A 12,633-nucleotide genomic window follows, 5' to 3' on the forward strand; every position below is an offset into this window, starting at 1 on the left:
TTATTTGTGAGACACAAATTTTATAAAAATGTTACTTATTTCAAGTACTTTTTATAACCGTCACTTAAATCACTAATAGATTTAAGCTTTACATTTTTATAAAAAGTCTCGGCTGCTTCAGATTGAAATTGTAGTTTCCCCTTTGTCATAGGTATCCATTTTTCACCATTAAAAAACTCGGGGTTGTAAACAACATTAACGACTTTGCCATTTACAATGTGGATGTTAGTGTTTTTATAAGCGATTAATTCTACGGTATTCCATTCACCAAAGGGCTTTTCGTAATCATCACTTTTAAAACATCTTCCAGTACCTTCAGCCCAACTGAAAAGGTGTAGTGGAGCCGTCTCATCATAATGATGTTTTCCTGAGGGTCTTTTTGTTGCAGGACATTTAGCTCTTACATTTTTATCATTAATGGTAATAAAATCCCCAAAATTAGTTTCTTCAACTTCAAATTCTAAGCTAGTCATCCATGTATTCCATAAACCTGCTCCAAAATCACCAATGCTATGATAAAGTAAACCGTTATTTCTAGTGGCTTCTAGTCTTGGAGGCCATTTCTTTTCGCCCCATTTTACCTGAAATGTTAAATGGTAGTTCTCAAATTCTTTTTTAGTAACCAAAGCACCAAAAATTTCACCGGTAATCTTAATAACCTCTTCGCCATTTTCTTCTATTACTGAGAAGACATTTTTCTTGTTTCCTAATCCTAGGGGAGGGTGTCCTCCTCTAACATCTTCAACAGTTTCATAGCCTTCAATACCTGAGGATTTATGAGGTATCCCTAAAAAGATATCCCATTGAGAAAGGTCTTTGTCTACTAAATTTTGCCACTCTTCAGTGGATTGTGTGCACCCCAAGCATAGGGAAAGTATGAGGGTGAATAGGAATGGTTTATAATACGTTTTCAAAGGTGTTCTTTTATTTTTAATAGCTGTTCTTTAATATCTTCCAATTTACTAACTATTTCAAAATTACTTAAAGCTTCCTTTTTTTCTTCTTTTAAATGAATCTTAGCCCCTTCTAAAGTAAAGCCTCGTTCTTTTACTAAATGGTAAATAAACTTAAGGTTTTTTATGTCTTCTGGAGTAAACTTACGGTTACCTTTAGCATTTTTTTTAGGCTTTAGAATATCAAATTCTTTTTCCCAAAATCGAATTAAAGATGTATTTACTCCAAAGGCTTTGGCAACTTCACCAATAGAATAATAACGTCTCTCTGGTAAATCTATATGCATTAGTCTAACGATTGGTTTTCCATAGACGCATGTTCTAGAAGTTTACTAAACTCCTCGGCTGTTAAACTTCCGTAGTAAAAGTTTATAGGGTTAATATGTACGCCGTCTTTTTTTATTTCGTAATGTAAATGTGGGGCTTGCGAACGCCCAGTACTTCCAACAAAACCAATGATATCACCACGTTTTACTTTTTGGTTCTTTCTAACATTATATTTGTATAAGTGTGCATAAAGACTAACATAGCCAAATCCGTGGTTAATTCTAATATGCTTACCATAACCACTTGCACGAGAATCGGCTCTAATAACTACGCCATCACCACTGGCATAAACTGGAGTGCCTCTAGGAGCTGTAAAGTCCATTCCCTTATGCATTTTTCTTACTTTGGTAAAAGGGTCTGAGCGCATACCGTAACCAGAGGCCATTCGTGTTAAATCTTCATTACTTACAGGTTGAATAGCAGGAATAGAAGCTAATAGTTTTTCTTTTTCTTCAGCAAGAAGTGCAATTTCATCTAAGGATTTAGACTGCACCACAATTTGTTTTTGAAGGACATCTAAACGCTTATTACTTTCAATAATTAGTTTAGAATTATCGTACCCTTCAAATTGCTTATATCTGTTAATACCACCAAAACCTGCTTTACGTTGGGCATCTGGTATTGGGTTAGCTTCAAAATATACACGGTATAAATTGTTATCTCTTTCAGCAACATTAGCTAAAACAGCTTCTGCTTCAGACATTTTAATGTCTAAAAGCTGATATTGAAATTCCATGTTTTGAAGTTCTCTTTTCAGAGCTTTTTCTTTAGGAGATTCTATGAACTTACCAGCAATTGTTACTATTCCAAAAGCACATATAAAAGAGGTTAATAGGAACAACATAATGTACTTAAAAGTTGTTCTTTTTTTTCGCTCTATTTTACGGTACGAAAGTGATTCTGAATCGTAGTAATATTTTACCTTACTCATTACGTTATTTATACTATTTTTGCATGGAATAAATTCAAGCGAATAACTTGAGTTTTTATGCTAACGACCAAATATATAAATTGTTTTGCAATTTTATATAATTTAATAACAACAGGATATCTGTAAGAATGAAATCACAAGAGGTAAGATCTAAGTTTTTAAGTTTTTTTGAGGGTAAGAAACATACCATAGTTCCATCTGCACCAATGGTGTTAAAAGATGACCCAACGTTAATGTTTGTAAATTCTGGTATGGCGCCTTTTAAAGAGTATTTTTTAGGGAATGCAGAACCTAAGAGTAATAGAATTGCAGATACTCAAAAGTGTTTACGTGTATCTGGTAAACATAACGACTTAGAAGAAGTTGGTTATGATACTTATCATCACACGCTTTTTGAAATGTTAGGAAACTGGAGTTTTGGTGATTATTTCAAAGAAGAAGCAATTGCTTGGGCTTGGGAGTTATTAACGGAAGTTTACGGTATAGATAAAGATATTCTATACGTTACTGTTTTTGAAGGTGATGAAGGTGATGGAACTGAAATGGATACAGAAGCTTATGATTATTGGAAAAAGCATATTTCGGAAGACCGTATTCTAAAAGGAAATAAGAAAGATAATTTCTGGGAAATGGGAGATCAAGGACCTTGTGGACCTTGTAGTGAGATTCATGTAGATATTCGCTCTGCTGAAGAAAAGTCCAAAATAGATGGGAAAGATTTAGTAAATATGGATCATCCTCAGGTAGTTGAGATATGGAACCTTGTTTTTATGCAATACAACCGTAAAGCAAATGGTTCTTTAGAAACGTTACCTAACAAACATATTGATACTGGTATGGGCTTTGAACGCTTGTGTATGGTGTTACAAGGTGTACAATCTAACTATGATACCGATGTGTTTACACCTCTAATCAGAGAGATTGAAACTATAACTGGTAAGGATTATGATAAAAATGAAAAAGTAGATATTGCTATTCGTGTTATTTCAGATCACGTAAGAGCAGTAGCTTTTTCAATTGCAGACGGGCAGCTACCAAGCAATACTGGTGCAGGTTATGTCATTAGAAGAATTTTAAGAAGAGCTGTACGTTATGGCTTTACTTTCTTAGATAAAAAAGAACCTTTTATTTACAGATTAGTTGATGTTTTGAGTAAAAAAATGGGAAAAGCGTTTCCAGAATTAAAGTCTCAAAAGCAACTTATTGAAAACGTTATTAAGGAAGAAGAACAATCATTTTTAAGAACGTTAGAGCAAGGTTTAATTCTTTTAAACAGAATTGTAGAAGAGGCCAAGGGTGATACTGTTTCTGGTGAAAAGGCCTTTGAGTTATATGATACCTACGGTTTTCCTATAGATTTAACCTCCTTAATTCTTGGAGAAAAAGGACTTAAACTTGATGAAGAAGGTTTCAATAAAGAACTTCAAAAACAAAAAGATAGATCTAGAGCTGCAAGTGAAATGAGCACTGATGATTGGACGGTGTTAGAGGATGATGCAGAACAAGAGTTCATAGGATATGACGCTCTAGAGGCAAATGTTAAAATAACAAGATACAGAAAAGTTACCTCTAAAAAAGAAGGTGATATGTATCAATTAGTATTTAATTTAACCCCTTTTTATGCTGAAGGAGGTGGGCAAGTAGGAGACAAAGGGTATTTAGAAAACTCAAGAGGAGATGTTGTTTACATTCTTGATACTAAAAAAGAGAATAATGTAATCATTCATTTCACTAAAAACTTACCTAAAGATTTAAATCAGACGTTTAAAGCGGCAGTTGATGTTAAACAACGCTACAGAACAGAATGTAATCATACAGCAACCCACTTATTGCATCAGGCATTACGCGAAATTTTAGGGACTCATGTTGAGCAAAAAGGGAGTGCAGTACACTCTAAATATTTACGTTTCGATTTTTCGCATTTTTCTAAGTTAACCGTTGATGAATTGCGTGATGTGGAAAACTTTGTAAATGCTAGAATAGATGGAAAGTTACCTCTAGAAGAAAAACGCAATATACCTATGGAAGAGGCCGTTGCTGAAGGTGCAATGGCGCTTTTTGGAGAAAAATATGGTGATACGGTAAGAGCTATTCGCTTTGGACAGTCTATAGAATTATGCGGTGGTACCCACGTTAAAAATACCTCAGATATTTGGCACTTTAAAATTGTTTCTGAAGGCGCTGTAGCTGCTGGTATAAGAAGAATTGAAGCCATTACTAATGATGCTGTTAAGGATTTCTATCATGAAAATAACCGTGCGTATTTTGAAATGAAAGACTTACTTAATAATGCAAAAGAACCTGTAAAAGCACTGCAAAGCTTGCAAGATGAAAATGCTAGTTTAAGAAAACAAATAGAGGCGCTACTAAAAGATAAGGCAAAGCATATAAAGGGAGAGTTAAAAGGAGAATTAATAGATGTAAACGGCGTTCAGTTTTTGGCTAAGAAAGTAGATTTAGATGCAGCAGGTATAAAAGATGTTGCTTTTGAGTTAGGTAGCCAGTTTGATAACTTATTCTTATTACTTGGTGCCGAACAAAAAGGAAAAGCATTATTATCCTGTTATATTTCTAAAGCATTAGTGACCGATAAAGATTTAAATGCAGGTCAAGTAGTTCGAGAGCTTGGTAAATTCATCCAAGGAGGTGGCGGAGGTCAACCTTTCTTTGCAACGGCTGGAGGTAAAAAGCCAGAAGGTATTGAAGAGGCTTTAAGAGAAGCTAAGGCTTACTTAAATTAAAATGGCAACCCAGTTATGTCCAAAGTGTAGTAACGATTCTTTTTCTTGGATTATAGATGAAAAGATATCGGAACGAACAATTTGACGTTGTTTCAATTGTAATTATGAAGCAACAGAAGATGAATCCAAAGAACTTAACGGTAATAAGAAAATAGAATTAAAAGACTCAGAGGATATTTACTGGTGGTGTTTTAATTGCGATAAAAAATGAATCTTCAAACCAACATACCACTATCTAAACACTCTAATAATCTTATAGACTACCAGTCTAACATTCTATTATTGGGTTCTTGTTTTGTAGAAAATATTGGTGAGAAGTTGGGGTATTTTAAGTTTAAAAATTTGGTTAACCCATTTGGGGTATTATTTCACCCAAAAGCCATTGAAAAACTAATTGAAAGATCGCTTAACTTAGAATATTATTCTGAAAAAGAGGTCTTTTTTCATAATGAACAATGGCACTGTTTTGATGTACACTCTAAGTTAAGTAATCCATCAAAAGATAATTTACTTAAAGACTTAAATAATCATATTGACGCAAGCTACCATCAACTTAAAAAAGCAACACATATCGTTATTACATTAGGAACTGCCTGGGTGTATCACAACTTAGAAACACAAAAGTCTGTTGCTAATTGTCATAAAGTGCCTCAAAGACAGTTTAGTAAAAAGTTATTGTCGGTAACAGATATTTTAGAATCACTTCAAAAAATAGTTGCTTTAGTAAAAAGAGTTAACGCAGACGTTCAAATTATATTTACTGTTTCGCCTATAAGGCATCTTAAGGATGGATTTATAGAAAATATGAGAAGTAAGGCGCATTTACTAGCAGCAATGCATCAGGTAGTTGAAAGCTATAAATCAAAAGAAGATACTGATTTAAGTTATTTCCCATCTTATGAAATAATGATGGATGAGTTACGTGATTATCGATTTTACGCAGAAGACATGATTCATCCGAGTCAAACCGCCGTAAATTATATTTGGGAAAAGTTTAAGGAGGTATGGGTTTTTAAAGAAGCTCAAAAAGTTATGGAAGAGGTGGATATCATTCAAAAGGGACTTCTTCATAGACCCTTTAATCCCAATTCAGAAGCACATCAAAAATTTGTTAAAAACCTGTATAACAGGAAGAAAGATTTGGAAAACAGATTTCCGACCATAAAATTTTAGAAATTTTTTAGTATTTTGGTTGTAAATTCTGTCGGGATAATGAACCGTAAATTCAATTACATATATGTTGCCATAGTATTTGCTTTAATCTCTTGCTCAGGTGATAATAATCAGACCGAAAAGGAGTTTTTTAAGGCTATCATTGAAAATACCGCGTATAAAGCTAGTGAAATTAGAGCCGTTCATTTAGGAGAAAGTATCCAAGTAAGTAGTGAAAATTCGGAAAACAATAGCGCTATAAATTTTAACTTAAAAAATTACCAAGGCGTTGGAAGTTATGCAATTGGTGATAGTTCGGAAAATGAGAATATTGTTAATTATGCATTATCGGATGATACTGGTGTGTTGCTAACGTTATGGAGTTTAAACAAAACCTCTTCTTCAATTGGAATAACACCTGGAAGTATTGAGATTACTTATGACGATGGTAAAGTAATCGAAGGAAAATTTAGTACCCTGCATGTTTACAACTATCATGGTACCAAACAAATTATGGTAATAAAGAATGGTAGTTTTAAGGCTGACTACGATTTTTAATATTCCTCAAATACGAAAATCTGCGTATTTTTTCACCATATAATTTTTAATTGATTTGTAATTAGATAGATCGTTTTAAACCTAAATGAAATGAAAAATATAATTATAAGTTGCGCACTATTGGGGGCGGTTACCTTGCTAAATGGGCAAAATGAAAACTTACAACGTTTAACGCAAGCACTAGATTCGTTAAATGGAAAAGCATATGACTATGCAATTCCTGTATTTAAAGAATTAATTAACAAGAAATATAAAGAGGAGGTAAATTATGAGTTTCTAATCTCCACTTACATGATTACAGATAGTATAAATAATGGGATTAAATATGTTAATACCGCACATAAAAAGTTTCCTAATAATGCTACATTCTTAAAATATGCCATAGATTTATATGCCAAAAAACGCGATTACAACAATGTGCTTGTTTATGTGGAAAAAGCGTTGAAACTTGAACCTAACAATGATTTACTGTATACATACTTAGGTAATTTATATACGGATTTACACGATTATGAAAAGGCGCTACATAATTATAAACAGGCCCAAAAATTAAATCAAAAAAGCTTTATGGCATTCTATGGAGAAGGCACTATTTATGTTAATAGAGCAGTGGAGTTAAAGAAGAAAATGAATGAATTAAATTTTAACGACTCCAAATATGATGCCTTTGAAAAGGAGGAAAAAAACCTAAATGCTAAAGCCATAAAGTCGCTAGAAAAGGCTTTAGAAATTAAAAGTGAAGATAAAGCTATACTCTCTGGTCTATTACAATTATATCTCTCTGTTAACGATTTAGAAAAATATAAAGAAACGAAAGCTAAACTTAAGGCGTTAAGAGGGTATTAGCGCCGTTTATTAGTATGTTACTAGACTTCTATATTTGAATATACGTAATTCATCGTATTGATATTCCCTTGTTGAAATTACAATTTTGTAATGCTATTAACCATTAAACAATTTCAACAATGAGGAATTTAAAAATTTTCGTTTTTCTATTAGCTAGTTCGCTAATGATTAACGCGCAAAAAGCTGAAGCTCCAGATTTTAAATATGATTTAGGAGGAAAAGTAGAAAAGATGACGCTAACAAGTTCTGGGGTAATGCTAATCATGCATGGCAAAGGTCTAGCAGGAATAAAACCAGGGCAAGAAGGCGTAGTTTTTAATTTTGACGATTACGGAAAAGTTAAAGAAGAAGAAGTGTTTATTGTGCCGAATACACCATATGTTATGGTTGGACAAGCTGGATTTGGCGGAATTTCTGCGAAACAAAGTGTAATAGATGTTGTTACAGGAAAAAGACTATTTGATACAAAAGCTAATGGATGGAAGGCTGCTGGTAGACCAACTCTAATAATGCCAGAAAATAGACTTATAGTTTCCGGGCAAAGAACTGCTAAAGAAAAGTATACGCAAGCCGTTGGTATTTATGATATGGCTAACGGAAATGAAATTAAGCTTTTTAAATTAAAAGGCTCTAACTCTCTAACGGGAAGACCTAGTATAATTAATAATGGTGTTATTCTGCCAACATTTAAAGGGATTTATAGGATAGATATGAATACTGGCGCTGAAAGTTGGGTAGTAAACTTAAAAAATGTAGCATACGTAATTCCAGATAAAGATGGAGAATCTATGTTCGCAGTACAAGGAAAGGGTAGCAATCATGTTATTCATAAATTAAGTGGGAGTGGGCAACAATTATGGAGCGATGGAAAAAAGCTTAAAGGTGTAGTTTCCAATTTTGAAGTAACCGATAAAGGATTGGCTATTGTTAGTAATGTGGCTAACAACGGAAAATCTGGGTTGGCAAAGTTAGCTTCAGCTAAAGCACAAAGTAATATCTCTTTCTTATCAGATTCAACAGGTGAAGACTTATGGGAGAAAGCACCTAAAACAAAGGGATATGTACAACACTTTTATATTATGGAAGACGGTATTTTGTTTGGAATAGGAGAAGGAGGTATTAACAAAATCTCATATGAAGGAACCCCTTTATTTAAAAAACCATTAAAGACTGGTGCAAATATTCATACCATGGCTCTTACAAAACAAGGTATGATATACATCACAGACACAGATGCCAATATTGTAAACTTGGATACAGGAGAATCTATTTGGAACAAACCAATTAAGTATAAAAAGGCTAAATCTGTTACAAGTACGTATGATGAAGGCCATGCAAGATACCTAATAAGTACAGGAGAAGAGCTGATTGCTATAAATGAGAATAATGGGGACATCAGCACTTTGGCTAGTTATAAATTCAACGAAAAAGAGAACCCTACAGCGTTTCAAGTGAGAGAAAACGGATTACTTCTATCTTCTAGTCAAAATTTAATGATGCTAGATTTTGAAGGAAAAGAAGTGTTTCATGAGTATTTTAAATCACCGGGACAAAGTACGTTTGCTAAAATAGCATTGGGAGCTTTAGCTGTCGCCTCAACAGCTATGGCTGCTGATGCCAGTTTTAGAGCAGGAGCCAATAGAAATTATATAGGGCAGTATAATCAATACGGAGCACAAATGAAGCGTACAGCAGATATGTTCTCTGCAATAGGAACAGCTTCATTTAATGAAATGGCAAAACGATTTAAAGCAACTTCAGCAACAGAGAACGATCAGTTTATTTTAACCAAATTAGATGATGGTGTAAGTCTTGTTAAAGTAAACAAAGACAGTGGCGAAGTTGGTAAGACTATTTTACTAAAAGATAAAAAACCTGTTTACGAAGTAGATGATTTTGGAGGGTATTTGTATTACTTAGCTAATGGTACTACCGTGTTTGCTTACAATCTTGTAAAATAAATCTTGTTGTTGAGATTTGTTTGATTAGGCGTGGTAATTTATTATTGCGCTTAATCTTTTTTAATAACTGTTCGTCGATATTTTGCCCTTTTATTTAACTTAAATTGTAGATTTAAAATGCTATTAATCAGTTCGTATCAAAAACATCAATTGCCCAAAACTTTTTTTAGAAAGAAGCAATTGGTGTTTTTTTTACGCTTAATTCCATATGTTTTCAAAGCAAAAAAATATGGTTATGATTACTAGATTTGCTTTTGAAATAGTGTTAGGTTTACTCATTGTTATATCACTTTTCTTTATTGTTTTAATATTCAAAAAAACATTATCCATAAAAAAACGCGCTAAGTCTAACTATGCTAATTATAAAATAAAGTTGAGCTCAGCAGAAAAACGTAAAAAGGTATTATATAATAAAGAGTTACTGTCTAAAGACCTTAGTCAGTCATTATTCTCTAAGTCTTTCAGCATACTAGATTGGCTTATTTCAATACATAAAAGTAAATAATTACAATCCCTAAATTGGTATGAGGCTTTTCTTAGTTATCTGTTTTTCCTTTGTTTTTATTAGTCATTCTCAATCAAATAAACCTGTAATTGATAGTTTACTGCAATTAACTAGAATATCAAATGATACGGTTTTAGTAAAAGCTTTTAATGAACTGTCTTGGGAATACAAAAACGTAGACATAGATAGCTCAATGTACTATTCTAAGAAATCTCTTGAGGTTGCTTTAGAATTAAACAATAAGAAAGCTATTGCCGCGTCTTACAATAGTTTGGCTAATAGTTTTGATGGAATGGGGCAATTAGACAGTGCTCTGGTATACCATAAAAAAAGTCTCGATTTAAAACTAGAAATAGCGCACAAAGTAGGGGCTGCAGATTCCTATAATAATCTTGGAATTGTATATGATCTAAAAGGCGATTTTGATTTGTCTTTAGAGCACTATTTTAATGCATTGAACATATATGAAAATGAAAAGGTACCTTTTTATAAAGTTCCAATGGTTCTTACCAACATAGGTATAGTCTATAAAAAGCAAAAGGAATATGAAAAGGTTTTAGAGTATTATAATAAAGCTCTAAAAATATATACCGATAACAATTATGATTTCGGTATTGTTATTACCAAAGGAAACATCGGTTCTGTCTTAATAAATCTAAAAAAGTTTAAAGAATCAATAAAGTTTTGTGCCGAGGCTAAAGATCTTTATGAGAAACTCGGGTATAAAAGATATGTGCCATACATGTTGAGCAATATGGCTTTTGCAAAAGACAGTTTGAAAATACATAAGCAGTCTCAGGAAGATTTTGAAGAGGCCATTAAGTTATTTACCGAGGATAAAAACCTCTATGAATTAGTACATACCAAAATAGGGTTGGCCAATAACTTAAAAAAACAACAAAAGTTTATTACCGCCTTAAACCATGGAAAAGAAGCTTTGGAAATTGCAAAGTCCGAAGGGTTTAAAGAATGGGAGGTTAAGGCATATAGGATTTTAGCAGATGTTGAAAAACTAAGAAAGAATTACCATGCCTATTCAGCCTATTTAGAATTACACACAATTAGGAAGGATAGTTTATTTGAGGAATCTAAAACCAAAACAATCTTTGAATTAGAAACGAAGTATCAAACGGCGAAAAAAGAGAAAGAAATTCTATCACAACGAGCTGAAATTGCCGAAAAAGAGTTGAAATTAGATAGAAATAGGAATCAGATAATAGGGTTAATAACCCTAGCTGTAGCACTTTCTATTTTGGGGTATTTGCTATACAACCAACAAAAATTAAAAAACAGACAACTTCAAAAAGAAAATGAATTAAAGGAAGCACTAGCAGAAATAGAAACCCACAATAAATTACAGGAACAACGCCTAAGAATATCTAGAGATTTGCATGATAATATTGGCGCGCAACTTACATTTATTATTTCGTCTATAGAAAACCTCCAATATGGTTTTAAATTAACTAATGCTAAGCTAAAAGATAAGCTAACGGGCATAAGCGCTTTCACCAAAGAGACTATTTATGAGCTCCGCGATACCATTTGGGCTATGAATAAAGATGAAATAACTTTAGAAGACCTAAAAGCTAGAATTTCAAATTTTATAGAAAAAGCAAATGCTTCTTCTAGCAATATGCGTTTTAAAATAGATATTAACGATAATGCAAAAGGAGCTACGGTGTTTTCATCATTAATGGGAATGAATATCTATAGAATAATTCAAGAAGCAGTAAATAATGCCATAAAATATGCAGAAGCTTCCAGTATTGAAGTTGTAATAAAAAAGAAAGAAAGTACAATACATTTCACCATAACAGACAACGGTAAAGGCTTTAATATAGAGTCTGTTGAAGAAGGTAACGGACTAAATAATATGACGAAACGCGCTACAGATATAAATGCAGATATATCTTATATTAGCACTATTGGAGAAGGAACCATTGTTAGTCTAAGTCTAAATACGTGATAATAAAGATTGCCATTGCAGATGATAATAGTTTTTTAATAAAGGTGGTTAAAGATAAACTGTCCTTTTTTGAAGACTTTAAAGTAAGTTTTACCGCTTTTGATGGTAGTGATTTATTAGAAAAACTTCAAATTAATCACAATTTAGATATCATTTTAATGGATATAGAAATGCCTAATAAAAATGGCATTGAAGCTACCGAGATTGTAAAACAAAAATACCCTCATATTAAAATAATAATGCTTACAGTTTTTGACGATGATGAAAACATCTTCAAAGCTATTAAGGCTGGGGCAGATGGTTATTTGTTAAAAGAGGTAAACCCCAAGGATTTAGAAATTGGTATTAAGGAAACGTTAAAAGGAGGAGCAGCAATGACACCTTCAATAGCTATGAAAACCCTTAAATTACTTCGTAATCCCATTGAAATAAATAAAGAAGAAGAGAAACAAGACATAATTCTTACCAAACGTGAAGTTGAGGTTTTAGAACACTTAAGCAAAGGTTTAAGTTATAATGCAATAGCCGATAACTTAATTGTATCTGCTGGAACCATTAGAAAACATATTGAGAATATCTATAAAAAATTACAAGTACATAATAAATTAGAAGCTGTTCAAAAGGCAAAAAAAAATAACTTAATTTAATTTTTCTTTAACCTATTGGTAATCCTAAAACAGGAAACCTAATTTA

General features: G+C 32.7%; 11 protein-coding genes. 8 read left to right on the top strand and 3 right to left on the bottom strand.

Annotated features, from left to right (window positions below):
• Nucleotides 1-35: 35 nt before the first annotated feature.
• Genes FUA24_RS16890 through FUA24_RS16900 form a run of 3 tightly spaced genes read right to left on the bottom strand, consistent with a single transcriptional unit; the run spans nucleotide 36 to nucleotide 2,211 of the window.
• Complete coding sequence (locus FUA24_RS16890) at nucleotides 36-914, bottom strand: 3-keto-disaccharide hydrolase (RefSeq protein ID WP_187388310.1); 879 nt, start codon at nucleotides 912-914, stop codon at nucleotides 36-38.
• Nucleotides 911-1,240, bottom strand: a complete 330-nt coding sequence (locus FUA24_RS16895; protein ID WP_148544222.1) for a MerR family transcriptional regulator — start codon at nucleotides 1,238-1,240, stop codon at nucleotides 911-913. Before FUA24_RS16895 ends, FUA24_RS16890 begins: the two co-directional genes overlap by 4 nt.
• Nucleotides 1,240-2,211 (bottom strand): M23 family metallopeptidase, encoded by a 972-nt coding sequence (locus FUA24_RS16900; protein WP_148544223.1) that lies wholly within the window; start codon nucleotides 2,209-2,211, stop codon nucleotides 1,240-1,242. The genes FUA24_RS16895 and FUA24_RS16900 overlap by 1 nt, the downstream gene beginning before the upstream one ends.
• 128 nt (nucleotides 2,212-2,339) lie before the next feature.
• Here FUA24_RS16900 and alaS point away from each other — a divergent pair, with 128 nt between their 5' ends.
• The 8 genes from alaS (at nucleotide 2,340) to FUA24_RS16940 (ending at nucleotide 12,587) form a co-directional block, all read left to right on the top strand.
• Complete coding sequence (gene alaS, locus FUA24_RS16905; protein WP_148544224.1) at nucleotides 2,340-4,952, top strand: alanine--tRNA ligase; 2,613 nt, start codon at nucleotides 2,340-2,342, stop codon at nucleotides 4,950-4,952.
• A 207-nt stretch (nucleotides 4,953-5,159) separates the two neighbouring features.
• Nucleotides 5,160-6,125, top strand: a complete 966-nt coding sequence (locus FUA24_RS16910) for a GSCFA domain-containing protein (RefSeq protein ID WP_148544225.1) — start codon at nucleotides 5,160-5,162, stop codon at nucleotides 6,123-6,125.
• 39 nt (nucleotides 6,126-6,164) lie between these two features.
• On the top strand, nucleotides 6,165-6,662 hold the full coding sequence (locus FUA24_RS16915; protein WP_148544226.1) for a DUF6252 family protein: 498 nt from the start codon (nucleotides 6,165-6,167) through the stop codon (nucleotides 6,660-6,662).
• A gap of 90 nt (nucleotides 6,663-6,752) precedes the next feature.
• Nucleotides 6,753-7,508: a tetratricopeptide repeat protein gene (locus tag FUA24_RS16920; protein WP_148544227.1), complete on the top strand. Its 756-nt coding sequence runs from the start codon at nucleotides 6,753-6,755 to the stop codon at nucleotides 7,506-7,508.
• A gap of 119 nt (nucleotides 7,509-7,627) precedes the next feature.
• Entirely contained in the window at nucleotides 7,628-9,469 is a 1,842-nt protein-coding gene (locus FUA24_RS16925) for an outer membrane protein assembly factor BamB family protein (protein ID WP_148544228.1), read from the top strand.
• Nucleotides 9,470-9,704: 235 nt separating this feature from the next.
• Complete coding sequence (locus FUA24_RS16930) at nucleotides 9,705-9,974, top strand: hypothetical protein (RefSeq protein ID WP_148544229.1); 270 nt, start codon at nucleotides 9,705-9,707, stop codon at nucleotides 9,972-9,974.
• Nucleotides 9,975-9,993: 19 nt separating this feature from the next.
• On the top strand, nucleotides 9,994-11,940 hold the full coding sequence (locus FUA24_RS16935; protein WP_148544230.1) for a tetratricopeptide repeat-containing sensor histidine kinase: 1,947 nt from the start codon (nucleotides 9,994-9,996) through the stop codon (nucleotides 11,938-11,940).
• Entirely contained in the window at nucleotides 11,937-12,587 is a 651-nt protein-coding gene (locus FUA24_RS16940; protein WP_148544231.1) for a response regulator, read from the top strand. Before FUA24_RS16935 ends, FUA24_RS16940 begins: the two co-directional genes overlap by 4 nt.
• Nucleotides 12,588-12,633 lie beyond the last annotated feature (46 nt).

The sequence above is a fragment of the Seonamhaeicola marinus genome (assembly GCF_008085455.1).

Bases quoted from the DNA above. Each gene is read 5' to 3' on its own strand.
- FUA24_RS16895 (WP_148544222.1), bottom strand. From the start codon at position 1,240: ATGCATATAGATTTACCAGAGAGACGTTATTATTCTATTGGTGAAGTT.
- FUA24_RS16900 (WP_148544223.1), bottom strand. From the start codon at position 2,211: ATGAGTAAGGTAAAATATTACTACGATTCAGAATCACTTTCGTACCGT.
- alaS (WP_148544224.1), top strand. From the start codon at position 2,340: ATGAAATCACAAGAGGTAAGATCTAAGTTTTTAAGTTTTTTTGAGGGT.
- FUA24_RS16910 (WP_148544225.1), top strand. From the start codon at position 5,160: ATGAATCTTCAAACCAACATACCACTATCTAAACACTCTAATAATCTT.
- FUA24_RS16915 (WP_148544226.1), top strand. From the start codon at position 6,165: ATGAACCGTAAATTCAATTACATATATGTTGCCATAGTATTTGCTTTA.
- FUA24_RS16920 (WP_148544227.1), top strand. From the start codon at position 6,753: ATGAAAAATATAATTATAAGTTGCGCACTATTGGGGGCGGTTACCTTG.
- FUA24_RS16925 (WP_148544228.1), top strand. From the start codon at position 7,628: ATGAGGAATTTAAAAATTTTCGTTTTTCTATTAGCTAGTTCGCTAATG.
- FUA24_RS16930 (WP_148544229.1), top strand. From the start codon at position 9,705: ATGATTACTAGATTTGCTTTTGAAATAGTGTTAGGTTTACTCATTGTT.
- FUA24_RS16935 (WP_148544230.1), top strand. From the start codon at position 9,994: ATGAGGCTTTTCTTAGTTATCTGTTTTTCCTTTGTTTTTATTAGTCAT.